The sequence below is a fragment of the Flavobacterium sp. GCM10023249 genome (genome assembly GCF_042653365.1).
Classification (GTDB): Bacteria; Bacteroidota; Bacteroidia; order Flavobacteriales; family Flavobacteriaceae; genus Flavobacterium.
In genome coordinates this window covers 158801-184360 of sequence record NZ_JBHSHZ010000002.1, presented here as the reverse complement: position 1 = coordinate 184360, position 25560 = coordinate 158801, and the positions used below count along the sequence as shown (strand labels likewise).

Annotated in this window: 26 protein-coding genes and 1 riboswitch; of the genes, 12 read left to right on the top strand and 14 right to left on the bottom strand. The window is 34.5% G+C overall.

The annotated features are described in order from the left end of the window. The first annotated feature begins 94 nt into the window (after positions 1-94). The 10 genes from argS to ACFO7M_RS00835 all read left to right on the top strand — a co-directional run bounded on the left by argS (position 95) and on the right by ACFO7M_RS00835 (position 10527). The gene (gene argS / locus ACFO7M_RS00880; RefSeq protein WP_379733534.1) at positions 95-1873 is read left to right on the top strand and encodes an arginine--tRNA ligase; all 1779 of its coding nucleotides are present in this window, start codon (positions 95-97) and stop codon (positions 1871-1873) included. 106 nt (positions 1874-1979) lie between these two features. Then, the gene (locus tag ACFO7M_RS00875) at positions 1980-2441 is read left to right on the top strand and encodes a hypothetical protein (RefSeq protein WP_379715425.1); all 462 of its coding nucleotides are present in this window, start codon (positions 1980-1982) and stop codon (positions 2439-2441) included. A gap of 82 nt (positions 2442-2523) precedes the next feature. Continuing rightward, positions 2524-2655: riboswitch (cobalamin riboswitch) on the top strand. Positions 2656-2697: 42 nt separating this feature from the next. Further along, positions 2698-3243 (top strand): PAS domain-containing protein, encoded by a 546-nt coding sequence (locus tag ACFO7M_RS00870; protein ID WP_379733532.1) that lies wholly within the window; start codon positions 2698-2700, stop codon positions 3241-3243. 4 nt (positions 3244-3247) lie between these two features. Then, a complete protein-coding gene (locus ACFO7M_RS00865) occupies positions 3248-3634 on the top strand; it encodes an acyl-CoA thioesterase (RefSeq protein WP_379715419.1) in 387 nt (128 codons plus the stop codon). A 155-nt stretch (positions 3635-3789) separates the two neighbouring features. Then, positions 3790-4086, top strand: a complete 297-nt coding sequence (locus ACFO7M_RS00860; protein WP_379733529.1) for a hypothetical protein — start codon at positions 3790-3792, stop codon at positions 4084-4086. A 183-nt stretch (positions 4087-4269) separates the two neighbouring features. Further along, positions 4270-5616, top strand: a complete 1347-nt coding sequence (gene ffh, locus ACFO7M_RS00855) for a signal recognition particle protein (RefSeq protein ID WP_379733527.1) — start codon at positions 4270-4272, stop codon at positions 5614-5616. A gap of 115 nt (positions 5617-5731) precedes the next feature. Next, a complete protein-coding gene (locus ACFO7M_RS00850) occupies positions 5732-6616 on the top strand; it encodes a bifunctional 5,10-methylenetetrahydrofolate dehydrogenase/5,10-methenyltetrahydrofolate cyclohydrolase (protein WP_379733526.1) in 885 nt (294 codons plus the stop codon). A gap of 3 nt (positions 6617-6619) precedes the next feature. Then, positions 6620-7114 carry a GNAT family N-acetyltransferase gene (locus ACFO7M_RS00845; RefSeq protein ID WP_379733524.1) on the top strand — a complete coding sequence of 165 codons (495 nt, stop codon included), beginning with the start codon at positions 6620-6622 and terminating at the stop codon, positions 7112-7114. Positions 7115-7247: 133 nt separating this feature from the next. Then, positions 7248-8300 carry a hypothetical protein gene (locus ACFO7M_RS00840; RefSeq protein ID WP_379733522.1) on the top strand — a complete coding sequence of 351 codons (1053 nt, stop codon included), beginning with the start codon at positions 7248-7250 and terminating at the stop codon, positions 8298-8300. Next, positions 8260-10527: a hypothetical protein gene (locus tag ACFO7M_RS00835; protein WP_379733520.1), complete on the top strand. Its 2268-nt coding sequence runs from the start codon at positions 8260-8262 to the stop codon at positions 10525-10527. The genes ACFO7M_RS00840 and ACFO7M_RS00835 overlap by 41 nt, the downstream gene beginning before the upstream one ends. Positions 10528-10591: 64 nt before the next feature. Here the strand turns inward: ACFO7M_RS00835 and ACFO7M_RS00830 are convergent, their stop codons facing one another. From ACFO7M_RS00830 to ACFO7M_RS00820, 3 genes are all read right to left on the bottom strand, one after another. Continuing rightward, entirely contained in the window at positions 10592-10939 is a 348-nt protein-coding gene (locus tag ACFO7M_RS00830) for a DUF6686 family protein (protein ID WP_379715398.1), read from the bottom strand. A gap of 8 nt (positions 10940-10947) precedes the next feature. After that, positions 10948-12120, bottom strand: coding sequence for a PepSY-associated TM helix domain-containing protein (locus ACFO7M_RS00825; RefSeq protein ID WP_379733518.1), 1173 nt, complete (start codon positions 12118-12120; stop codon positions 10948-10950). 69 nt (positions 12121-12189) lie between these two features. Beyond that, positions 12190-14337 carry a TonB-dependent siderophore receptor gene (locus ACFO7M_RS00820; RefSeq protein ID WP_379733516.1) on the bottom strand — a complete coding sequence of 716 codons (2148 nt, stop codon included), beginning with the start codon at positions 14335-14337 and terminating at the stop codon, positions 12190-12192. 191 nt (positions 14338-14528) lie between these two features. Between ACFO7M_RS00820 and prfA the strand changes: the two genes are divergently transcribed. Together prfA and ACFO7M_RS00810 are read left to right on the top strand one after the other, a co-directional pair. Next, positions 14529-15602 (top strand): peptide chain release factor 1, encoded by a 1074-nt coding sequence (gene prfA / locus ACFO7M_RS00815; RefSeq protein WP_379715389.1) that lies wholly within the window; start codon positions 14529-14531, stop codon positions 15600-15602. A 124-nt stretch (positions 15603-15726) separates the two neighbouring features. Next, the gene (locus ACFO7M_RS00810; RefSeq protein ID WP_379715386.1) at positions 15727-17733 is read left to right on the top strand and encodes a DUF5723 family protein; all 2007 of its coding nucleotides are present in this window, start codon (positions 15727-15729) and stop codon (positions 17731-17733) included. A gap of 42 nt (positions 17734-17775) precedes the next feature. Here ACFO7M_RS00810 and ACFO7M_RS00805 read toward each other — a convergent pair whose 3' ends face one another. The 11 genes from ACFO7M_RS00805 to ACFO7M_RS00755 all read right to left on the bottom strand — a co-directional run bounded on the left by ACFO7M_RS00805 (position 17776) and on the right by ACFO7M_RS00755 (position 25458). Beyond that, entirely contained in the window at positions 17776-18096 is a 321-nt protein-coding gene (locus tag ACFO7M_RS00805; protein ID WP_379715382.1) for a hypothetical protein, read from the bottom strand. Next, positions 18089-18472 carry a phage holin family protein gene (locus tag ACFO7M_RS00800; RefSeq protein ID WP_379733514.1) on the bottom strand — a complete coding sequence of 128 codons (384 nt, stop codon included), beginning with the start codon at positions 18470-18472 and terminating at the stop codon, positions 18089-18091. The genes ACFO7M_RS00805 and ACFO7M_RS00800 overlap by 8 nt, the downstream gene beginning before the upstream one ends. A 12-nt stretch (positions 18473-18484) precedes the next feature. Beyond that, on the bottom strand, positions 18485-18760 hold the full coding sequence (locus tag ACFO7M_RS00795; RefSeq protein WP_379715376.1) for a YtxH domain-containing protein: 276 nt from the start codon (positions 18758-18760) through the stop codon (positions 18485-18487). 27 nt (positions 18761-18787) lie between these two features. Further along, the gene (locus ACFO7M_RS00790; RefSeq protein ID WP_379715373.1) at positions 18788-18922 is read right to left on the bottom strand and encodes a lmo0937 family membrane protein; all 135 of its coding nucleotides are present in this window, start codon (positions 18920-18922) and stop codon (positions 18788-18790) included. A gap of 32 nt (positions 18923-18954) precedes the next feature. Further along, positions 18955-19596, bottom strand: coding sequence for a porin family protein (locus tag ACFO7M_RS00785; protein WP_379715370.1), 642 nt, complete (start codon positions 19594-19596; stop codon positions 18955-18957). A gap of 385 nt (positions 19597-19981) precedes the next feature. Continuing rightward, positions 19982-21766: an ATP-binding protein gene (locus ACFO7M_RS00780; RefSeq protein WP_379733512.1), complete on the bottom strand. Its 1785-nt coding sequence runs from the start codon at positions 21764-21766 to the stop codon at positions 19982-19984. Positions 21767-21769: 3 nt separating this feature from the next. After that, positions 21770-22216 (bottom strand): response regulator, encoded by a 447-nt coding sequence (locus tag ACFO7M_RS00775; RefSeq protein WP_379733510.1) that lies wholly within the window; start codon positions 22214-22216, stop codon positions 21770-21772. Between the two features lie 8 nt (positions 22217-22224). Then, positions 22225-22782, bottom strand: a complete 558-nt coding sequence (locus tag ACFO7M_RS00770; RefSeq protein WP_379715361.1) for a helix-turn-helix domain-containing protein — start codon at positions 22780-22782, stop codon at positions 22225-22227. Between the two features lie 2 nt (positions 22783-22784). Further along, positions 22785-23633 (bottom strand): mechanosensitive ion channel family protein, encoded by an 849-nt coding sequence (locus tag ACFO7M_RS00765; RefSeq protein ID WP_379715358.1) that lies wholly within the window; start codon positions 23631-23633, stop codon positions 22785-22787. A gap of 10 nt (positions 23634-23643) precedes the next feature. Beyond that, positions 23644-24789: an AI-2E family transporter gene (locus ACFO7M_RS00760; protein ID WP_379715355.1), complete on the bottom strand. Its 1146-nt coding sequence runs from the start codon at positions 24787-24789 to the stop codon at positions 23644-23646. Between the two features lie 102 nt (positions 24790-24891). Then, positions 24892-25458 carry a hypothetical protein gene (locus ACFO7M_RS00755; RefSeq protein ID WP_379733508.1) on the bottom strand — a complete coding sequence of 189 codons (567 nt, stop codon included), beginning with the start codon at positions 25456-25458 and terminating at the stop codon, positions 24892-24894. Between the last annotated feature and the right edge of the window lie 102 nt (positions 25459-25560).

Genomic DNA, 25560 nt, shown 5'->3' with positions numbered 1-25560 from the left:
AAACCTCAGGAATTGGACGATAATTGTATCTCTATAAATTTACTAAAAATTTCTTTTAAAATAGTATCTTTGCGCCTTTAAAAAATCATTAATTATGACACTTACACAAATTCTTACGCCAAAAATCCAGGAAGCTGTTCAGGCATTGTTTGCTATTTCACTTGATAAAGTAGAATATCAAGCAACTCGTAGGGAATTTGAAGGTGATATAACTATGGTGGTTTTTCCAATCCTAAAATTGGTTAAAGGAAACCCAGCCGAAATTGGAACTAAGATTGGAAACTATTTGGTTGAAAATGTTCAGGAAGTTGAGAAATTTAATGTGGTTCAGGGATTTTTGAACATCGTAATTTCGGATGCATACTATGTCAACTTCTTTAAAGATATTCAAAGTAATACATCTTTCGGATTTGTCAATCCTGTAGCTGGTGAAAAAGCTATTATGGTCGAATATTCATCACCTAATACCAATAAGCCATTGCATTTGGGGCATATCCGTAATAATTTATTGGGGTATTCTGTAGCCGAAATTATAAAAGCTTCGGGTAAAAAAGTATACAAAACTCAAATCATCAACGACCGTGGTATCCATATTTGTAAGTCAATGTTGGCTTGGCAGAAATTCGGAAACGGACAAACACCGGAATCAACTGGTTTAAAAGGTGATAAATTGGTCGGAAACTTTTATGTAGAGTTTGATAAAGCTTACAAAGCAGAAATCAAAACCTTAATGGAAGAAGGCAAAACCGAAGATGAAGCGAAAAAACTGGCGCCGTCTATTCTTGAGGCGCAGGAAATGTTGCGTAAATGGGAGGCAGGCGATGAAGCAACTGTGGCGCTTTGGAAAACAATGAACCAGTGGGTTTATGACGGTTTCGAACAAACCTATACAAATCTTGGGGTGAATTTTGATTCCTATTACTACGAAAGTAATACGTATTTGTTAGGTAAAGAAGTGGTGCAGTTCGGGTTAGAAAAAGGAATTTTCGAAAAAGATCCGGACGGTTCGGTTTGGATTGATTTGACAGAAGATGGCTTGGATCGAAAAATCGTTTTGCGTTCCGATGGTACTGCAGTTTATATGACGCAGGATATAGGAACAGCAATCCAACGTGTAAAGGATAATCCGGATGTTGGAGGAATGGTTTATACGGTGGGTAATGAACAAGATTATCACTTTAAAGTATTGTTTTTAATCCTAAAGAAATTAGGTTTCGATTGGGCAGCTGATTTGTTCCATTTGTCGTATGGAATGGTAGAATTGCCTTCAGGTAAAATGAAATCGCGTGAAGGAACAGTAGTAGATGCAGATGATTTAATGGCGGAAATGACAACTACTGCGCAATCAATTTCAGAAGAATTAGGAAAATTGGAAGGCTATTCCGATGCTGAAAAAGCAGCATTGTATAAAATTATCGGCTTAGGTGCATTGAAATATTATATGTTGAAAGTGGATCCGAAGAAAACCATGATGTTTGATCCTAAGGAATCGGTAGATTTTAATGGAAATACGGGTCCGTTCATTCAATATACGTATGCGCGTATTCAATCGATTTTGAGAAAAGCGGATTTTGATAGTACAGCTTCAGTAGCGGTGGAGGAACTTCACGAAAAGGAAAAAGAATTAGTGAAGCAAATTGCGCAATTCCCGGATGTAATTCAGAATGCGGCTCACAATCATAGCCCGGCATTAATCGCAAACTATACTTACGATTTGGTGAAAGAATACAATTCATTTTATCAATCGGTTTCAATTTTAGGAGAAGAAGATGCTAATAAGAAGGTATTTAGAGTCCAATTGTCTAAGAAAGTTGGAGAAACGATCAAAAATGCTTTTAGTCTCTTAGGAATTAATGTTCCAGAAAGAATGTAATACCGAATCCGCTTTTTTTAAGAAGCGGATTTTTTTTTATCTTGATTTTAATGTTGTAAATTTACTTAGTAATTTTAGTGTTTATTAATCTTAAAATCAGGCCTATATGAAAAAAATTGTTGTTAGAATTCTGATTTTTGCCTCTTTGTTCAATATCGCAGGTATGTGTAGTGATGATAATGATTCTAGCTACCCGTCGATGGATGCTACCGTCGTAATTAATACAGTGAAAGCAGGCACATGGAGAATCACTTTTTTTGAGGATTCAGGAACTAATGAGACTTCAAATTTTACAGGTTATAATTTTACTTTTGCAGATTCGGCGGTATTGACTGCTTCCAATGGAGCGAATACCTATACAGGAACATGGTCTGTAACAAATGATAGTAGTGGTGATGATAGTCCAACTGAAGATTTGGATTTTAATATGGCTTTTAGCGCTCCTTCCAATTTTGCAGAATTAACCGAAGATTGGAATATTTTAGAGAGAACCGATACTAAAATCCGATTGGTACACGTAAGTGGCGGTGATGGCGGAACGGACTATCTGACTTTTGAGAAAAATTAATTCTATATAAAAAGTAGAAAAAAAGTAACTCTAATGGGTTACTTTTTTTATTTGCATTATTCTTTGTTGTATCTTCGCAACACTTAATGGTAAAATCAATTCCGGAAGATTTTCTTCTAATGTGGAATCAGGTGAAAATCCTGAACTGTCGTGCAACTGTGTTTTTCCTAAAAAGGAAATGAGTCAGATACATAGAATTGATTTTGTTTAAGCATCACGAAAGTGCTCAAACAGGGATAAGTTTCATTTTAAAAGAATGAAACTATTGTTGTATTCACTTTCTTCACTTACAAACGAATATGACAGGAATCGCATGTTACACGAATTTGATGCCAGCTGGGCAAAATACCAAGAAGGTCTAAGAACTAGGTTTTTACCAATTGTTTCTTGGGGCCAATTTTCTTTTGCTTCCATCGAAACCAATGCTTTTGAATTGATTCAGAAAAATTGGAAGGTGAAGGAAAATTTATATCAAATTGTTACTGTTCAGCAACGCGAAGTCATTATTACCAATGCTGAATTTGAAATTGTATTTGCTTCTGAAGGCATTGTACAAATGAACGGCTATGAATCCAATGAACTTATTGGAAAATCCCCCAGAATGTTTCAAGGAGAATTGACATCAGAGGAGGTGAAAGCAACAATCAAAAATGCAATGAAGCAACATAAACCGTTCAAAGAAGTACTTCTCAATTACAAAAAAGACGGTTCGACTTATTTCTGTGAAATTGAGGCTTTCCCAAAATTCAGTAGCAATGGAACATTTTTAAACTATATCGCTTTCGAAAGAATAGCATCCTAACGCAATGAAAACACAAGAAGAAAAAATAAACGATTCAATAACCCGAGTGTTTAAAGCGGTTTTCCCTAATACAACCAATCATTATGATACGCTTTTCGGTGGCACCGCCATGCAATTCATGGATGAAGTGGCTTTTATTACCGCAACTCGATACAGCCGACAAAAAATGGTAACGGTTAGTAGTGATCGCATCGATTTTAAAAGACCAATACCGCACGGTACCATAATCGAATTGATTGGAAAAGTAACTTATTTGGGAACCACAAGTTTAAAGGTTAGGGTCGATATTTTTATTGAAGAAATGTATAGTAACTCACGAGAAAAAGCCATTACGGGCGAATTTACGTTTGTGGCTATCGATGAAAATAAAAAGGCAGTTAAAGTACAATAAAGCGGGAGAAGTGGTATGATTAGGACCTTTAGTTGGCCTTGAGTCCTAGGTCAAGACGGGTAAGCAGTAGGAAATTATAAAGGTGTTTGAATGCCAGTATTTTTTAGGGAACCTGCAGTTTATTCGTTTAGGAACTAATCATTACCGACTTCTTTTTGACTGGTACCGAAGATTATTTAAGTGGTACCGATGACTTTTTAAGTGGTACCGATGACTTTTTAAGTGGTACCGAAGATTATTTAAGTGGTACCGAAGACTTTTTAGGTGGTACCGAAGACTTTTTAGGTGGTACCGAAGATTATTTAAGTGGTACCGAAGACTTTTTAGGTGGTACTGAAGATTATTTAAGTGGTACTGAAGACTTTTTAGGTGGTACTGATGATTATTTAAGTGGTACTGAAGACTTTTTAGGTGGTACTGATGACTTTTTAAATGGTACCGAAGATTATTGAAGTGGTACTAAGAACTCAATGTAGGGTGCCAAACACTCTTTTAATGGTACTAATCATTATTTACTTTCCACTAATCATTCATAACTCATAACTTATAATTCATAACCCATAATTCATCATTAACAAGTCTTTGCAACTTTCAAACTTTACACTATCTTTGCGACTTCATAAAAAAGAAGAACTATGTTCAATAATTTATCCGAAAAGCTAGATAAAGCGTTCCATATATTAAAAGGGCACGGTAAAATTACCGAAGTAAACGTTGCCGATACCCTTAAAGAAGTACGTCGTGCCTTGCTTGATGCCGATGTTAACTTTAAAATTGCGAAAGATTTTACCACTCGTGTGAAAGAAAAAGCAATGGGACAGGATGTATTAACTAACTTACAGCCAGGTCAGCTTTTAATCAAAATCGTTAAGGATGAACTAACCGAATTAATGGGTGGTGATGTTTCTGGTGTGAATTTATCAGGAAATCCAACTGTTATTTTGATGTCTGGTTTGCAAGGTTCTGGTAAAACGACCTTCTCTGGTAAGTTGGCTAACTTCTTAAAAGACAAAAAGAACAAAAAACCATTATTGGTTGCCTGTGATATCTATCGTCCTGCAGCGATAAATCAGTTGCATGTCGTGGGAGGACAAATTGGTGTAGAAGTATATTCTGAACCAGAAAATAAAAATGCAGTGGCTATCGCTGAAAATGCGATTAAACACGCAAAAGCAAACGGATTCAATGTTGTAATCGTCGATACTGCTGGTCGTTTAGCGGTGGATGAGGAAATGATGACCGAAATCGCAAACGTTCATAAAGCCATTCAACCTAACGAAACCCTATTCGTTGTGGATGCCATGACAGGTCAGGATGCAGTGAATACTGCTAAAGCCTTTAACGATAGATTGAATTTCGACGGAGTTATCCTAACGAAGTTAGATGGTGATACACGTGGTGGAGCTGCTATTTCGATCAAATCTGTTGTAAATAAACCAATCAAATTCATCGGTACAGGTGAAAAGATGGACGCGATTGATGTGTTCTACCCGGATCGTATGGCCGATCGTATCTTAGGTATGGGTGACGTAGTTTCCTTGGTGGAGCGTGCACAAGCACAATACGACGAAGAGGAAGCGCGCAAATTGCAAAAGAAGATTGCTAAAAATGAATTCGGTTTTGACGACTTCTTAACGCAAATCCAACAAGTGAAGAAAATGGGTAACATGAAGGACTTGGTTGGAATGATACCGGGTGCCGGAAAAGCATTGAAAGATGTAGATATTCCAGATGATGCATTCAAACATGTGGAAGCTATTATTTTCTCAATGACACCTGCAGAAAGAAGCAAACCTTCAATTATCGATGTAAAACGTAAAACACGTATTGCAAAAGGATCAGGACGTAAAATCGAAGAAGTAAATCAGTTGATGAAACAATTCGACCAAATGAGCAAAATGATGAAAATGATGCAAGGTCCTGGCGGAAAGAATTTAATGAAAATGATGGGCGGAATGAAAGGAATGCCTGGAATGAGATAAGAATAGATAAGGTGCGTGGTTACGCGCCTTTTTTTATATATGAATTTAAAGTGTAAAGAACTGCAACACAACTTTAAACTTTAAAAAACTTTAAACTTTAAACAGTAAAAAAACAATGCAAATTTTAGACGGGAAGAAAGTTTCGGAAGACATTAAAAATGAAATCGCTGCTGAAGTTCAACGAATGAAAGACAACGGCGAAAAAGTACCTCATTTGGCTGCGATAATTGTAGGAAATGATGGTGCAAGTTTAACCTATGTAGGGAGTAAAGTAAAAGCTTGCGAGCGCGTTGGTTTTGAGTCGACTTTGATCAAAATGCCAAGCACGACTTCTGAAACCGAATTACTGAAAAAAATCAAAGAATTAAATGAAGATGACAACATAGACGGATTTATTGTTCAGCTTCCGTTACCTGATCAAATCGATACGCAAGAGGTTTTAATGGCTATCGATCCTAGTAAAGACGTGGACGGTTTCCATCCGGAAAACTTCGGTAAGATGGCGTTGGATATGAGTACGTTTATTCCTGCAACTCCTTTCGGTATCCTGGAATTATTGGAAAGATATAATGTAGAAACCAAAGGAAAACATACTGTTGTAATCGGTCGTAGTCATATTGTAGGACGTCCTATGAGTATTTTGATGGGACGTAAAGGATTTCCTGGGAATTCTACGGTAACATTAACACACAGTCATACTAAAAACATCAACCAGATTACCTCACAGGCTGATATTATTATTACTGCATTAGGGGTGCCGAATTATTTGAAAGCGGAAATGGTGAAAGACGATGTGGTTGTGATTGATGTTGGTATTACCCGTGTGGCGGATGAAACCAATCCTAAAGGGTATATCATTACCGGTGATGTTGACTTTGAAAATGTATCAAAAAAAGCGTCTCATATTACCCCGGTTCCTGGTGGAGTTGGACCAATGACAATTGCGATGTTACTTAAAAATACGTTGTTGGCAAGAGAGCAAAAAAGAGTAAAAAAATAACGAATGCAATTAATTGAAGCTACTAAAGAACAACTGGCAATTGTTCGTGATTTAGCCTATGCAATTTGGCCAGCTACTTATGGAGAAATTCTTTCCAAAGAGCAACTCGAATACATGCTAGATAATTTTTATGCTATTTCTTCCTTGGAAGAACAAATAAACAATGGCCATGTTTTCTTATTGATACAAGATGAAGGCGTAAATTTGGGTTTTGCTGCTTATGAAGTGAATTGTAAAGATTCCGGTAAAACCAAATTGCATAAAATTTATGTTTTGCCTCAAACACAAGGTAAAGGACTAGGTAAATTGCTTTTAACAGAAGTGGAAAACCGAGCCAAAGCCGCTCAGAATACGCATTTATTCCTGAATGTAAATAAATACAACAATGCTCAGGAATTCTATAAAGCTAAAGGATTTATCATAGCATATGAGGAAGTTATTGATATTGGTCAAGGGTATGTGATGGATGATTACGTCATGGAAAAACCATTGAACTAGTCCATTTCTACCTAAATTTTAAAGGAATACAAAAAATAAAAATCCATTTAGCAATAAATGGATTTTTCTTGTTAAATAAGGCATAATTTTTGATAGCTTTATCGTAGAAAACTTCACTTAATTCCTTTCTTTTATGAAACGTATTTTTTTGGGGATGATAAGCGTATTATCCCTTATTTCGTGCAACAACGACGCTAAGGTTGAACATGTTGAACGTGCTTTCTATTTTTGGAAAAGCAATAACTCCATCAGTACTGAGGAGGCTAAACATCTAAAAGATCAAGAAGTCAGGAAATTATACGTCAAATTATTTGAAGTTGATTATACAGAAACCAGAGGCAATTTTCCTTATGAGAAGAACAGACTTAGTCATTATACTTTCGATGATCTTGATTCAGTGACAGTTGTTCCTACTATTTTTATCAAGAACAGCATCTTTCAATACAATGATGAAAAATCGTTGGATCAGTTAGCAGACAATATTGTTTTCTTAATTGATAAATACAGTAAGAGTGAATACAATGAGAAGAATAACATATTTGATTATAAAGAGATTCAAATCGATTGTGATTGGACGAAAACAACCAAAGACAAGTATTTCTATTTACTAAAGAAAATCAAATCGCTTTCTGGAAAAGAACTTAGTTGTACGCTTCGATTGTATCCGTATAAGTATCCTGAAATTATGGGTGTTCCACCAGTTGATAAAGTAACACTGATGTGCTACAACTTGATCAAACCATTGACCAAGAAAACCAAGAATTCTATTTTGGATATTGATGAACTGAAAAAGTATCTTACCGAAAGAAAATCTTACCCAGTGCACATCGATGTAGCATTACCGGCTTTTTACTGGACACAATTGTATCAGAATAATCGTTTTGCAGGATTATTGGATTTAAACGCAAACGATATTCAATCATTTGCCAAAAGTACAGAACCCCTTTGGTATCAAGTCGAAAAAGACACTAGTTTTAACTATGGTGAAACCTATTTGAAAGTGGGAGATCAGGTAAAATGTGAAGAGGTGAAAGCATCAGAGATTAATGAAGCGATCACACTAATTAAAAAGTACGTTGACCTGGATGCTTCTACAACCATAAGCTTATTTGATTTGGATGAAAATACTTTTAAACACTACACTGATGAAGAAATTTCTGGTTTTTACAGCAGTTTTACTAAGTAGTTTTAGTAAAACATTCGCCTGTGGCTATTCTCCATATGGCGAAGATATCAGGTATTCGATGTTTTTACCTGAGTATTTTAATTACAATGATTTTAAAGCGTTCCATTATAATTGCTCTTTATTTGGATTTGATTACGAGTATGATCCTGCTTATGATTCCAATATTTATGATTGGTATTATTTTACAAATAAGAAAGTAACACTTGACGAAATTAGTGAATGCATGGGTTTGGCATTTTCAGATATTAATCCTAACTCTGAAAATGGATTTGTTCATTATTTGTATCAGAATAAAATGGATGGCGTAATCAATTATCTGAAAATGGCCAAGCTTTGCGAAGATATCAATTCGGTTGTTTATGAAGATGTTTGGGAAAGAGGTGCAAAACAAAATAACGCACACGAACTCGCTTTCTTGAAAAAATTAAACCAAACCATAGTGAACGAGAAAAGCAATTATCTAAAACGCAAATATGCATTCCTTGCCATTAGAACGAGTTATTATACTGGGAACGCTGAATCGATCACTAAACTGTTTAATGACTATTTTAAAAACGGGAAAAAAGACTATTTGTATTATTGGAGTTTGTATTTCAATACTTTTAATGAAGGCGATAAAAGTGTTGATATTGCCAATATAATGGCGTATTCTCCAGAAAAAAAGTATGCCGTTTACTATTATTTCCACAATGATTTCAACTTGCAAAAAGCATTGGCTAAGGCAAAAACCAAACAGGAAATTGCCAATGTTTATGCGTATGCTTCCGTGCAGAAAATAAGTCCGAACTTAGAATCGTTAGTTAAAATTTACGAGAATAGTTATAAGTCTAGAATATTGGATTTTTTATTATTGCGTGAAATCAATAAAATTGAAGATTGGGTATTTACACCGTATTATACAAATTATCTGCCATCTATTACATTTGCGAATAGCTGGTACAATGAAAAGGATGCAGAATCTACTAATGCCTTACGGAATCGTTCAGAGAAAGACCGATTGTATGCAAAGCAAGTTTTAGATTTTGTGAATACAGTAGATTTGACCAAAGTGAAAGATCCGGTTTTATGGAAAGCTGCGCAAATTCAACTGCTTTTTACAACCAAAAACTATGGTGAATGCCTAAGTAAAATTGGTGAATTTGAAAAAAAACATTCCAAAACTAAAGTGCTTCCCTTAATCGAAAGACTTAAAGCATTGTGCATTACAGCAGACCAAAGTTTTGGAAATGCGATTATTAAGAATGAAATCAAACCTATACTACTAAAGTATAAACATGACGAGCGCTTTTTGTTTTCAGTAGGAAGAGAATTGGAATTTAGAGGGAATATCGCTGATGGTGTGGCTTTGATTGCTTTAGGGAACAGTATGCCAAAGCATTATTTGGACTTTGAAGGATCATCGGGTGTGGAATGGCAAGGAAATCGAATCAAAGATTCAGGAAATCTAAAATATTTTTACAAGTATTTCGATTATTTGGACTTTGTATATAGTGCCAAAGAAATGCAGGTAGTAATCAATACACTCAATCAGAATAAAAAAGTTCGCGATCCTTTTGAAAAAGTAATCTATTCTCAATTGGTAAAGGATAAAAATCAATTAACGGATTTACTGGGTACCAAATATATTCGCGAAAACCGATTGATAGCTGCTGAATTAGCGTTCCGTTCGATAGGAGAGAAATACTGGCAAGAGAATTACAATGCCTGGGAGCGAGATGTATATGGGGAAAGTTACAGCTTTGAAGAAAATCCGTTTTATGATTTTAAACATACGGAAAGTTTCATTCCACATCATGAAAAGTATTTGGTGACCAAACTTTCGGTAACACAGCATTTAATCAAGTATTTAAAGTTGGCGAATGATCCAAAAACAAAAGACAGGGATTATTATTATTTTCTAGTAGCAAATTGCTATGCAAATATGACACAATCCGGTCATTCTTGGATGATGCGACGTTTTGAAGCGAGTTCCTATTATGATGATGCCATTTTAGATTATTCTTATGCGGACGAAGCAGAGTACTATAAATGCAAATTGGCACAACAGTATTATCAATTGGCGTATGAAAATGCTAAAACGGATAAGTTTAAAGCGTTATGTGTTAGGATGATGGATTTTTATTCGCACGAAGGTAACGGCTTTGCTAAATTGCGTTCTAAATATCCAGAATTTTACAATGATCTTTCGAATTGTGAAAATTTGGAAGAATATTTTAAAGCAAGATAAAAAAAGCGACCATTTGGTCGCTTTTTTTATATATAACTAAACCGAAATAATAGTATGGCTATTTTCAATTCCAGAAAAAGGGCAGATTAATAACAATCTTTCTTCCAGTTTCAGCTTTAATTACAATACTCAATAAATACTGTAATTCTATAAGTTCAAACTGATCGAGTAGAATGATAAAGTTTTTTTGTGTGGTTGGAATTGGTATTTTACGCTTGTAAATCGAATTTTTATATTCTTCTTCCCAATATTCCGCATCTATGCATATTAAATAATTGTACAATGTGTCCAATTCAAGATGACTCAAGCTGAAGTTTAAGTTCTTGTAGGATAATTGATAACGATCTTCTTTTTTTATGTAGACCAACTGACCGTTTTCGGTTTCTTTTAATAATACATGGTTGCATTTCATGGTGTTTGCTATTTTTTGTTTCTTCTTCCGCGCCAAATTAAAAATCCTGTTACCGGTAGTGAAGCACAAACCAAACTTAAAACGAAGGCCAAAATTTTCCCCGGAAGTCCTAAAATAGCGCCTATATGAGTGTCGTAATTAGCTGCTATTGCTTTTTCTCCTAAATTTTTGTCTTTGTGATCATGTATGTGTAGTAATTCACCGGTATTTTCATCAAAAATGAGACTGTGATTAATATGATAGGAATAGGATAATTGTTTCACAAAAACGGAATAATTGGGATGTTCATGATCATCAATATGTTTGTGACCAAAATCCAATGAATAACCATAGGCATCTGGATAAAGTTCTTCCACTTTTTTACCGATTTTATCCAAAGTAGTTTCTGTTCGTAACTCAATTGGCGCTTTCGTTGTTATGTGTGAGAAGTCAGGAAAAGTAGTACTGCCTCCCGAAAATATAAAATAGATACCTGCTTGGATAAAGAAAAAGGAGTAAAATAAACCTGTGATAGCTACAATTAGAGCTAGGAAAGAAGCGTAAAAGCCAAGAATATTATGCATGTCATAATTTTTCCGTTTCCAGCTTTTTACATTCTTCCAGTTAAACCAAAAACGTTGTTTTCTCGCAGCTTTATTTTTTGGCCACCACAGGATGATTCCAGAGATGAGCATAAAAATGAAAATCAAGGTTGGAATACCACAAATGTAGGCGCCCCATTCAGCTTTGAAAAGAAAGCTATAATGTATAGATTTTACGATGTTGAAAAAATCAAGTGTTTCATCATAAACCGCTAATATTTTACCATTATATGGATTTACATATACGGATTTGTAAATTACATATTCGTCAAAGTAATTCCATGCTTTTGGATCGTGCTCATAATAGTAAAAAATGTAACTTACACTTTTATCTACCGGGACGTTTACCCAATGAATTGGGAATTTTTCTTTGGTAAATTCGTTCACCTTTTTTTCCAAAACTCTTAAAGGTAAAACAGTTTTATTGGCTGTGTTTTTTTCGAAGTGGTGGATTGCATCACTTCTCAGATAATCGGTGATTTCCGCTTGAAAAGCATAAAGAGCACCGGTTAAGGAAATGATAAAAACAAAAAGCCCTACGGTTAAACCTAACCAAAGATGAAATTTTTTGATGTTTTTTTTGATGGAATTCTTTTTCATACAATATGGTAAAAAACTCCCCAAATACATGAGGAGTTATTCAACAAAAAATAAAACAAATAGACTTCTTTAGAACTTATAGGTTAAGCCGGCTGTAATGTTTCTCAAACGTTGAGGTGTTACCGTTGACCAACCTGAATAATATTTCTCATTTAAAATATTATTCAGTTTTAAAGCGATATTGAATTTGTTATGGTTATAAGACAAAGCACTGTTTAATACCGTGTAGCTTGGTAGTGTAAAGGTTCCTGTAACGGCTCTGTTTAATGTTTTATTTTCGCTAGCATGATTTCCTCCGAAACCAATTCCAAACCCTTTTAATTTACCTTGACTAAACGTATAGTTTGCCCAAAAGTTAACTAAAGTTTCCGGTCCAGCTTCTTCTGGTCTGTACCCTAAATATCCATTAGCAGGGAAATCTTTGGTTACTTCGCTGTGATTGTTTCCAAATCCGGCTAAAATATTTAAGCCTTTGATCGGATTGGCAGTAAGGCTAATTTCAACACCTCGACTTTTAACTTCTCCACCTTGAATAGAATTGTTCGGGTCATTAGGGTCAGTCATTACTTTGTCCTGCACGATAATATTGTAATAACTAGCTGTTAGAGTAAGTTTATCTTCGAAAAGATTAGTTTTAGTACCAATTTCGAATTGGTTGGCGTGTTCGGCGTCGAATGTTTTTTGATTTACACCTTGTCCTTGTGGTTCAACATTTTTGAAACCGTTCATGTAGTTTGCAAATAGAGCCACTTTGTTCTCAATAGGTTGATATACAATCCCTAATTTGGGAGATAAAGCGGTTTGTCCGTTAAGTTCGGTTGTAGTGTAGTAATTGGTTTTTCCTTTGAAATGATCAATACGTAAGCTTGTCATCGCTGAAAGGGTTGGAAGTATGTTGATTACATTGGATGCATAAGCACTGTAGACTTCCGATTTTGAAGTAGTGTTTCCTTCAAATGAACCTACTAGTAAGTTATCGACACCTGCTTGTGTTACATCTCCTGTGTCATTGCCATTGTCCAAAGATACTGTACCGTTGGTAACCCATCCTGTACTTCCGTTCACTACATCTGATTGGTAATAATCGATACCAACTACAAGACGATTGCGTAATCCGCTGATTTTAAAATCACCAATAAAGTTTTGTTGGATATCAGTGCTAATTGTTTCACCGTTTCTTTTTGAAATGAATCTGGTGAAATCATTGCCGTTGGATGAATCCCACAAATACGAATAGTATCCGTCTGTTTTACTGCTGCTTTTAGAAAGTACTGTTTGTGAAGTCCAAGCATCTGACAATTTGTAAATCATTTGTGCCTGCAAGCTGAAGGTAGGATTGTTGATGGCTAACTCATTTGAGGTAAATGAATTTTTGTAATTTTTTTCGAATAATTCCATCGAATTAAACGAAATAGGCGCATAACGACTCAAGAAAATCATCGGTGCGTTTGATGCTGTTCTGTTAGTGAATTCTGTATTGATTAAAAAAGAAAGTTTATCGTCAATTTTGTAACTTAAAACTGGAGCGATAAAAAAGGACTGATTGAATCCTGCATCCTGAAAACTGTTTTCTTTTTGATAGGCAGTATTGATTCGTAATAGTGCTTTTTTTTCAACATCCAATGGAATGTTAATGTCAGAAGAGACTCTGTTTAAACCATAGGAACCTGAATTATAACTGATTTCCCCTCCGAATTTTTCTGTTGGCTTTTTGGTAACAATATTAATTAAACCGCCATAAGATATTACACTACTTCCGAAAAGTGTTCCGGATGGTCCTTTGATAACTTCTATGTTATCTACATTCGAAATGTCAATGCTTCCGTTGTTTTTAGCTGGTAATCCATTAATCATATTGGGTTGGACTGCAAATCCGCGCATACTGAAAAACTCTGCACCGTCACCACCTCGACCTGTGGATTCCCAAAGACGGGTAATACCAGTTGCGTTTTTGACCGCATCATTAAAGTTGGTTGACACTTGTTCTTTTAAAACTTCAACGGTTACGGTATTGTATACTTGTGGATTTTCGATATCACTCAAAGGCATTTTGGAAACAGTGCTGCTTTGCGCTCTTTTGTATTTGTTATGGCTTCCGTTTACAGAAATTTCATTCAGTTTTTTGATAGAATCCTGCTGGGTTTGATTAACTTCTTGCGCTTGAAGGGACATCCCAAGAGATATAAAGAATAAAGTAGTTAAGAATTTTTTATTCATTTTATTTAGATTAAATTAAAATAGTGAAGCAAATATAGAGGGAAAAAATATTTTCACAAAATTTATTTAGACTTAATCTAAATAAAATTTTCAAGAGTTTGTAAATCAAATTTTTAAAAATTTGGAAAGCATAAACTTGAAATCAGAAACAAAAATTGTATTTTTGCACTCCAAAATAGAAGAATAGCAATATGTTAGACAGACTGCAATATGTAAAACAACGTTTTGATGAGATATCAGATTTGATTATCCAGCCGGATATCATTGCTGATCAGAAGCGTTATGTACAATTGAATAAGGAATATAAAGATTTGAAGGCTTTGGTTGAAAAACGCGAAGAGTATATCAATCTTGACGGAAATATTAAAGAAGCTAAAGAAATCATTGCAGACGGTTCAGATGCTGAAATGGTGGAAATGGCTAAAATGCAATTGGACGAAGCACAAGATCGTTTGCCACAGTTGGAAGAGGAAATCAAATTTATGTTGATTCCTAAAGATCCAGAGGATGCTAAAAACGTGATGGTGGAAATTCGTGCAGGTACAGGTGGAGATGAAGCTTCTATCTTTGCTGGAGATTTATTCAGAATGTACACCAAATACTGTGAAAACAGAGGTTGGAGAACTTCTGTGGTCGATTTAAATGAAGGAACTTCGGGAGGATTTAAGGAAGTTATTTTTGAAGTAACGGGAGAAGATGTCTACGGTACTTTAAAATTTGAAGCAGGTGTACACCGCGTGCAACGTGTTCCACAAACTGAAACTCAAGGTCGCGTGCATACTTCTGCAGCAACCGTAATGGTTTTACCGGAAGCAGAAGAGTTTGATGTTCAAATTGACATGAATGATGTACGTATTGACTTTTTCTGTTCTTCAGGACCTGGTGGACAATCAGTAAATACTACAAAATCCGCTGTTCGTATGACGCACATTCCTACTGGTTTAGTAGCGCAATGTCAGGATGAAAAATCGCAACATAAAAATAAAGATAAAGCATTGACTGTTTTACGTTCCCGTTTGTACGAGAAAGAATTAGCAATCAAACAAGAAGAAGATGCTAAAAAACGTAATTCTCAGGTAAGTAGTGGTGACCGTTCTGCGAAAATTAGAACGTACAACTATCCTCAAGGACGTGTTACGGATCACAGAATCGGAATGGATATTTTTGATATGGGTGGCGTAATGAATGGAAATATTCAAAAATTCATTGATGAGCTACAATTAGTATCCAATACAGAAAAGTTAAAAGAAAGCGAAGTATTTTAATTATCAAAGCCCTGATTTATCAGGGCTTTTTTATTGATAGTATATACTAATTTTATTAAATTCACGTTACAATGGCTGAATAGAAAATAGTAATGCAAAATTTTTAAAAACAAAGACTCAAACTATGAAAAAGCTGTATGTTACATTATTGGTCTTGATTTGTTCTTTAACGCTCAATGCACAGTCTTATTTAGGATATTATCACGATAATTATGCAGGTGTACAAAGCGTGTTGTTTAACCCTGCTTCCATAGCCGATTCTAATTTTAGAGCGGATATCAATTTATTTTCAGCAAGCCTAACCGGTACTAATGATTATTATGGAGTTAATGTGTTTGATTTACTGAAAAGTGGTTATAACTTAGAAACTGAAGCGAAATTGTTTGAATCCAATTCGAATAATTTTATTTTGAATGCCGATATACTTGGTCCTTCATTTATGTTCAATATCAAACCAAAACACGCATTAGGTGTATTTACAAGAGCGAGATCGGTAATTAATATTTATGATATAAATGGTGAAGTTTTCAATCAGTATGCCGATGGTTTTAATGCTAGTCAGGATTTTAATTTAACAGCTGGGAATTTCAATATGACCGGAAACTCATGGGGCGAATTAGGAGTATCGTATGCAGGAGTTTTAATGAGTAAAGGGAAACATTTTTTAAAAGGAGGTCTTTCTTTAAAATATTTGCAAGGTATTGCTAATGTGTATACCAAAGGAACAAATGTCTCTGTAAATTACGATTACAATGCCGTTGTGCCGCTTTCAAGTACTATCGCAACTACGGGTACTTTGGTTTATGGTGGAAAAAGTGATTTTACAGACAGTTTTACGAATTTGGATTTTGATTCAAAATCCAATGGAATTGGGGGAGATTTAGGTTTTGTATACGAATACCGTCCTGAATTTAAAAACTTTACTGCCAATGATTATAAATTACGCTTTGGATTGTCTGTTACTGATATCGGCTCAATAACCTATGAAGAAGATAGACAAAAAACCTATGATTTGAATCAAACGGTTACCGAAGCACAATACGAAAATGCCAATTCGTTCGGTGAATTTTTGGATGCCAATTATACAGTTTTAGAAAATAAAGCGTCCCGAAAAGTAGTGCTTCCAACGGCACTTCACGCTAATTTTGATTGGAACTTTTATCGCAAGTTCTATTTGAATGTCAATGGTGATATCAATATGACCAACAAAAACGCAATGAATTCATCAGCAATAGCGAATACTGTTGCCGTGACACCAAGATATGAAACAAAATTTTTTAGTTTTTATCTTCCCTTGAATTATATGGATTACAGAGGTTTTCAAGCTGGAGCCGGATTCCGAGTTGGACCTTTATTTATTGGTTCTGGATCGGTAATTACGAATTTGATTTCTGATGAATCCAAAGGTTTCGATATTCACGCTGGTTTGAAAATTCCAATTTATAAGGGTGCTGGTAGAATTGAAAAACCTAAAGATACACCCACTGTTCCTGCAAAAATAGTAGATAAGGATTCGGATAAAGACGGGCTAATGGATTCGGTTGATAAATGTCCTGCTGAAAAAGGGCCGAGAGAAAATAACGGTTGCCCTTGGGGAGATACAGACAATGATGGGGTCATGGATAATTTTGATAAATGCCCAACAGTTGCCGGTGAAAAAGACAATGAAGGATGTCCTTATAAAGATACAGATAGCGATGGTGTTTTCGATAAAGACGATCGTTGTCCAACAGTAAAAGGAACAGCGACTAATTTTGGCTGTCCTGAAATAGGCGAGGATGTTGTGAAGAAATTAAATGATTACGCCAAAACGATTTTATTCGATGTTAATAAAACAACATTCCAACAAAGAACTTATCCTGTCTTGCAAGCAATGGTTGTTATTTTGAAAGAATATCCTGGGGCGAAGTTTTCCATTGAAGGTCATACAGATAGTGATGGAGCAGCTCAAGCTAATTTGTCGCTTTCGGAAGGAAGAGCTGCAGCGGTTATGGGGTATTTAGTAGAAAAAGGGATTGATGCTTCAAGATTAACTTCTAAAGGTTTCGGAGAAACAAAACCAATTGCAACCAATAAAACAAAAACGGGTAAAGCTTTGAACAGAAGAGTTGAAGTAAAATTAGTTAGATAATAATTAAATGAATTCAAAAAAAATAAGCCTCGAACTCGAGGCTTATTTTTTTGATAAAAAGGTATTGGATATATATTGAATGCCTAGTCCGGCGAATTTCTTTAAGAAACTGTTGGAACCGTCTTTAATGAGTTTGTTCGATATAAAACCGATAGTGATTCCAAGTAATGAATTGAATAGTCCGGGTTTAATTTCGGTATTTGCTGTCAAGGCACTTACTGCACTCGTTAGTATACTACTTGGTTTGATATTATCTAAGGTAACCTCAAACTGATTTTTTAATTCATCATATTCTATCCGTTGTTTTATTTCGAGTATGGCAATTAAATTGCTTAATTTTTCGGTGGGAGATAAATCATTCATAATTCTCGGGATTTAGGTCAGGGTCAAGATTTACATTCTTCAATAACTTCAATATAATGTTATCATTTAGAGGTTTTTTAATCCATCGATTTTGGTTTACATAAATCAATAGCGCTATTATGAGATACAACCCAGAAACAATCAGAAAGCCCAAATAAGAAGATTGTAGTATTTCACCAATCCACAATCCTAATGCAATATTCAGAAACAAGGTGAACATGGCAACAATCAAGATTACTGTAAGTCCTGACGTTACTGAAGAGATAACATCGGCAGTTTTTTCCACCGTATTTAATTTCAATAAATCAATACTGGTTTTCGTAAATTTTTCCGTTTTACTAATCAGTAATTTCTTGTCTGTTGCCATTGTTTTCATCCTTGTAAATTTTTAAATGATTGTTTTATTGATGTCCTTGATATTACTCAAGTTGGATTTTGCCTCATCAATTGCTTCTTCTGCGTGATTGGAAAATTTTGCCACTTGTTCCGAAGCTTTATTAGCCAGATTGTCTAATGAATTTTTCAGGTTGTTTTTGAAATCATTTCCTTTGGTGGCTATTTTTTTTCTGGTTTCACTTCCTTTATCCGGAGCTAATAATATTCCTAATGCGGCACCGGCAGCAGCAGCTCCCAGTAATCCTAAAACTAAATTGCTTGTTTTCATGATTTTTAAATTTATGATTGTACTTTTTTAAATTGCTTTTCCTTTAATAAGTCTTAGTAAAATAGCTATGACAGCTATGACTAATAAGAAATGTATCAAGTTTCCTGCGCTATACACAAAGAATCCTAAGGCCCATAGTATTACCAACACTACTGCGACCATGTATAATAAGTTTTGCATGACTGGAGTTTTTATTAAAATTTAAATGCGACGTATAAATTGGCATTGCTGTTTTTTGCATCTAAAGCATTGTAAGTTGCTCCACCAATTTGTTGTTCTTTACCTACGGTGGTTAAACCATAGTTGTATCGTAAACCAATACCAATATCGCTGAAATCGAAACCAATGCCTCCGGATAGTCCAAAATCGAATCGGTTAAAATCGTCTTCGTCTAGATCGGTAAATGTTGCTGAACCGTCTGATGAAACATTTTTAATTTTTGAATTCACTAGAAAGGCAAAGTAGGGTCCAAAATGCAAATTGAAATTATTGGAAAGATTGGCTTTAAGTAAAACCGGAACTTCTAAATAACTCAAAGTGAATTTTCGTGTACCACTGTCAAAAATATTATTGTAAGTGACTTCAGATCCTTTAGTGGTAAAGTTAAATTCTGGTTGTAATGCAATTCCACTGCTCAAAGGCATATTGGCATATAAACCAAGATTAAACCCAACCAACATGTTTTCATCATCTACGTCTTCAACATACATGTTTGAAAAGTTCACACCGCCTTTTAATCCCATACTTGGCTCTGTAGCCACTTGAGCCTTGGTATTAAAAGAAGAAAATAGGGTTATTAAAGTTAAAATTGCTACTGTTTTTTTTGCGTTCTTCATGGTATTTCTATTTAGTTAATTTTTCTCTTTTCTTGAACAAGAACGTAGCCATGAATTTTTGAAAAGTGTACAAATATCAACGATAATTCATGGCTATTGTGCCCCAATTTGTTCTTGTTAGTTTACTATATATGTTCAATAGTTTTGTGTCAACTACTTAGCAAAGATCTAACGAATAATAGTACAATGTGTTACAAGATTTTTTCAACCTGTTACATAATTTTAACTTTCAATATTCTAGAGATCGTTGTCATTGTTTACATTACAAAGATGGTAATGAGTACGAAAAGTTGTGTTATACAATTTTATGACTGTTTTATAGAATTGCCATGTAGGGTTTTACATTCGTTGTAAAACCCTAATGTGAGTGGTAGTTTGATACTATTTATTGAGGTAAATAAATGGTAAATATGGCACCAATATTTGGTTTTCCTTCTGCGAAAATAAAGCCTTTATGATTTTCTACAATTTTTTTACAGATGGCAAGTCCAATTCCAGTTCCTGCATATTCTGATTTGCCATGCAATCGACTGAATAATGTAAATATTTTTTCAGCGTATTCTTGTTCAAAACCAATTCCATTGTCTTCGAAGGTGATTTTATAGTATTTGTTTTTGGAAGATATGTTTAAAAGATTTTCGTCTTCAGCTATGACTGTGTCTACATTGATTCTAATCGATGGAGTACTGTTTTCCTTTCTATATTTCAGAGAATTGTGAATTAAATTAGTAAACAGTTGCTGCATTTGAAAAGGAACTGCAGTTAAGATAGGTAAAACAGCAGTTGTTATCTCTGCCTTGGTTTCCTCAATGAATTGTATAAGTTCCAATTTTGAATTCTCCAATTGGGTATTCAAATCGGTTGTTTCAAATGTTTTTTCAGCTCGGGTAGTTCTTGAAAACTGTAATAAATCATCAATTAAAATGCGCATTCTTGCGGCCGAAGCTTTAATTCGGGTCAGATATTGTTGTCCGCTTTCGGAAATTGTGTCATAATCTTTATCTATCAAACGTGAAATAAAGGTTTCGATTTTACGAAGTGGTTCTTGTAAATCATGACTCGCAACATAATTGAAAGCTTGTAATTCTTTATTGTTGGCTTCCAAAATTCGGTTTCTTTCCTCCAATTCTTGACTTACATTAATTTCATCGGTGATATCAGAAGTTGTTCCAATTAAAATGCGTTCATTCGATTTGTTTTCAACTACTCTTCCTAAAGCTTTAAAATGGCGTAAAGCGCCATCTTTCCGAATAATGCGATACGAAAAAGGTGCTAAAACTTCTTCATGTATCATTTTTTCCGCTGTATCAGATACATATTGTAAGTCATCGGGATGAACATGTTTTAGAAAATCTTTTAGGTTGGCTTCGAAAGATTGTGGAGCATAGCCCAAAAGACGGTATTCGTTATCTGAAAAAGTATATTGTTGTGTTTCAAGATTCAAAAACCAAGTACCATAGTTACCAACAATTTCTGCCAAATTGGAAGATTCATTGGCAAGTACCAATTCGTCGTTGTTTCTTTTGATATTGGTCAAATCGGCATTCATCTTAAAATAAGCCAACGAAAGTAAACCTAAAATGAACAGCAAGAGAAGATAGATAATGATAGGGGTGAGATTTTGATTGTCTTGATAATTGGCTTTTCGAATATCCAATAAGCGTTCTTCAAGTTTGACCATTTTCTCCACTTGCATTTTAATGTCATAAATGGCTTTTTTTCCAGAAAGTAACTCATCTGCGATTGTACTTGTGTTGTCATTTCGAGATTCAACAATAGCAAATGCTTTGTCAACATTTTTGTATTTTATTTCAACCAGTTTTTCGAGTACTTCTGTGTTTCTTTTTTGTTCTGGATTTTCGGAGGTGAGCTTTTTTACTTTTTCAAGCGATTTTCGAACGTCTTTTTTATAGATTTTAATAGCAAATCGTACCGTTTGATCTTTAGTTAATAAATAATCTCTTTTGGCTACTTCAATATCTTTAAGGTCAGCATACAAATGCTCCAGTTCTATAGCAGTTCGATAGGTGTGATTTACCCAATTAGAAGCATTGCCCAAAGTGTGAATATGTTTTAGGCTTATACCTGCAATAAAAAAGATGATAGCTATAGAGATAACAAATACTATCTTTAAGAATAGTGGAGACCGATAAATCTTTATAAAATCCATGAGTTAAAGGCGTAATAAAAAGTTATCTTTATTGAGTCCCGAAGTATGGTATTGCCAATTGATAGTGACAACATCTGAAAGTACTTTTTTCAAAGTAATGAAGTCGGAAGGTTTTTTGATGTAAATATTAGCGCCACAAACAAACGTTTCTTCAATGTGTTCTTCCGAGGAAGAAGTAGAGTATATGGCTATAGCTATATTATCAAATTTTGGATTGGCCTTAATCTCGTGTAAGGCTTCCAAACCATTTTTTCGTGGCATATTCAAATCCAGAAATAGTATTTGAGGCAGAAGAACATCTTCTTCATTGAGATAATTCATAAGTTCAACTCCATCATTGAAAGTCTGCACTTTGGTGCTGATTTTTATTTCCGAAAAAGCATCCGTAAAAAATAATCTGTCGTCTTCATCATCATCGGCAAGGATAATATGTATATATTCTTTTTGCATTGATTTCGTTATTTGGTGTTGGCTATTTCTCTACGTTTGGCAATAATTCTCTGAAACTGTGAAGGTGTAATTCCAGTCGTATTTTTAAATTGGGTGCTTAGGTGGGCTACGCTTGAATAATTCAGTTTGTAGGCTACTTCCGTTAGACTCATTTTATTGTTGACAATAAGTTGTTTGGCGTATTCAATTTTTTGTATAATGATGAAATTTTCAATTGAAGTATAGGTAACCTCGCTGAATAAATTCGATAAATAACCATAGCTGTGATTGAGTTTGTCAGCTAAATAGGCAGAAGCTTTTACTGAAGGAGCGTCTTCGCTGAAAACCATTTCAATGATTGTGTCCTTTATTTTTTGAACCAAAGCCGTTTTTTGGTTTTCAATGATTTCGATGCCATAGAAGTTTAAAACACTGGTAATTTCTTCCAATTTTTCATCGGGTACGTTTTCCAGAAATTCAACTTCCCCAAACCCTGTGATTAGGTATTTTATACCTAATTCGGAAAATTTTTCTTCGAGAATCTTCTTTGCCAAAACTGTAAAATCAAATTTGAGGAAAGCTTTCATAACTATTGATTTTGTTCGTTAATTGATTTCAATTGAATACTGTCTGATGCAACGTTGTGTCCTTTTTGTAATAATGTTTTGAATACTTTAAGCATAATGTCACTTCGTAATCGTGAGGCAGACGCACTCACATTTTCAGTTTTAAACCAAAATTGAGCGCGCACAATGATCGAATTGTTGTTGATTTCGTCAATAACTACTCTGGGTGATGGCGATTTTTCCACTTGCTGAAAACTTTTTAAAATGTCTTCAATAATGGTTAACGCTCTTTCGGTCGATTCATTATTGTCAATACTGATTGAAAATTCGGATCGTAATAGATTATCGTAAGTATGATTCACCAATAAATTTTTTACTAGCATCGCATTCGGAATAAAAACTTCTTTTCCGTCGGAAGTTTTAATTATCGTTTCGCGTAAAGACATTTCGGTGACTCTGCCTCTTACATTTTCAATCTCAATTAAATCACCTACCTTGAAAGGTCTTCGAAAAGCCATTAATATTCCGGCTAGAAAATTCTCGCCAATGTCTTTTAAGGCAAAACCAATGATAAAGGTGGTAATTCCTGCACCTGCTAAAATTTTATCGGCAATATCACCCCAGCCTAAAATACTGAGACAAATAATAATCAAAACAATGGTTAGTACAAATGCAATCATATTGACTAAGAAATCACTCGCAAGTGAATCTTCCGATTTTTTGTCGATATAGTCAAATGCGATTTTCTTTAATTTCTTAATTCCGAAAAAACCCAGAATTAAAATGACGAGCGCAATAAGCAATAATGGAAATTTTTCCTCAAAGAAATTTTGTATTCCGTAAAGAGTTTGACTAATGTTTTTGTATTCCATACTTTAAGAATTATTGTGCTTCTTGTTCTTCGTTGTTTTCTTTTTCATTTCGAATTTCTTCCCAATGTTCCAAGCGTATTTTGGCTTTGCTTTTCAAATGTAATTCGCTGGGTTCTCCAATGAGAAAACCATAGGCTTTTAAATTAGGCGAATGATCAAAAATAATTTTTAGAGAGGCCGTAATTGGTAAAGCCAATATCATGCCTGCGGTTCCCCAAAGCATTGAAAATAGTAATAAAGAGATGATAGAGATAAAAGCATTCACACTCACTTTCGAACCCGTTATTTTGGGAGTAATAAAATTGCCTTCCAAAAATTGAACAAATCCAAATACTCCAATTACGCCCAATGAATACCAGGCTGAATCTTTAGTAGCCAATGCGACTAATGCGGGTAATAATGAACCAATGATAATTCCGATATATGGGATTAGTAATAAGAGTGCTGCTAAAAAACCGAAAAACACAGCGTTTTCGATCCCCAAAAGAAGTAAACCTAAAGTATTTAATACACCAACTATAAACATTACCGTAAATAATCCTAATAAATAACTCTTTTGAACTTCGTAAATTTTATCCAAAATGATATTCAAAAACTTGTTGTTTTTTTCAGGAAATGCTTTGTGAATGAATTCTACAAAAAACTTTCGATACAATAGAAAAAAGAAAATATAAATCGGAATTAAAAATAAATCACTTAGAATACTGGTCGAAGAACTCAGAAAATCACCTATTTTGGAAAAATTGTTACGGATAATCGTCTCAAATTTCATTTCATTCTGTCCCATCAATTGGTTCTTGTTGAGATGAAAGTTGGATTCGAAATAGGAGAAAATTCCATTGTATAATTCGGTAAGTTTTGTGGTATATAAATCACTTTTACTTACGAAATTCGATATTTGACCTGTAATCAACCAAATCAAAGTTCCGATGATGATGCCTAACAATAGTAAAACAGTCAGTGCCGAAAGTACGCGGTTAAAGCGAAGTTTTTGTTCTAAAAAAAGGACAATCGGATACACCATTACGCTTAAAATAACAGATATAAGTAATGGAACCAAAAATGGTTTCATAACATATAAGATAAAAACAATGGCAATTAGAGAAACTAAATTGTAAGTTAATTGAGCGTTTGGATTGGTTGTAGATAATTTCATACGTAAATTTAAAAATTTAATTTAATTACGCTAGATTGAGTATTAAAATTTAATTATAAAGCCCTGAATTAGCAGGGCTTTAAGATGTGGTTTCGTGTTCAATTATTTGCCTAATGGAAAATTGTAGGTAACCCCAATTCCTAAACTTCCGGTATCATAGTTTTGTGAACCTATTTCACCCTTACTTCCTGTAAATAATTTGGTGTATTGTAATGAAATATTCCAATGCCAATTGTGCCATCCAATTTCAGGTTTGATATACAAACCGCCGTCAGGTCTGTCTACATTTGAATTGGAAGCTACTTTTTTCGGTCCGGTAATGAATCCGTAACCAATATCAGAACCAAAGAAGAATCCAGCTTCCTTCGGATAGACTCTTACCATAGCTGCCACAGGAACTACGCCAAAATCGTTATTGTCCAATCCGTCATTTTCTTTTCCAAAATAATGTTTGTATCCGGTTGCAAAACCCAAACCAAATCCTGGTGTTACTAGATTTTGGTAAGCAAAGTCGACTCCAGCACTCATTGAAGCGTTTGACGAAGGAAGGGCAAGTCCAATATTACCTCCCATTTTAAACATATTGGTCATATTTTCATCTTGAGCATGTACGAATCCAAAACTCAATATACTTAATCCTAAGGCTAATTTTTTAAATGTCGTTTTCATAATCTGATTTTTTAATGTTTATAATTTGTTGCGTTTACATGACAAATTTGCGACTACTCTCCCAAGTTTATGTTATAAGATTTTTTAGTATTGTTATATAAT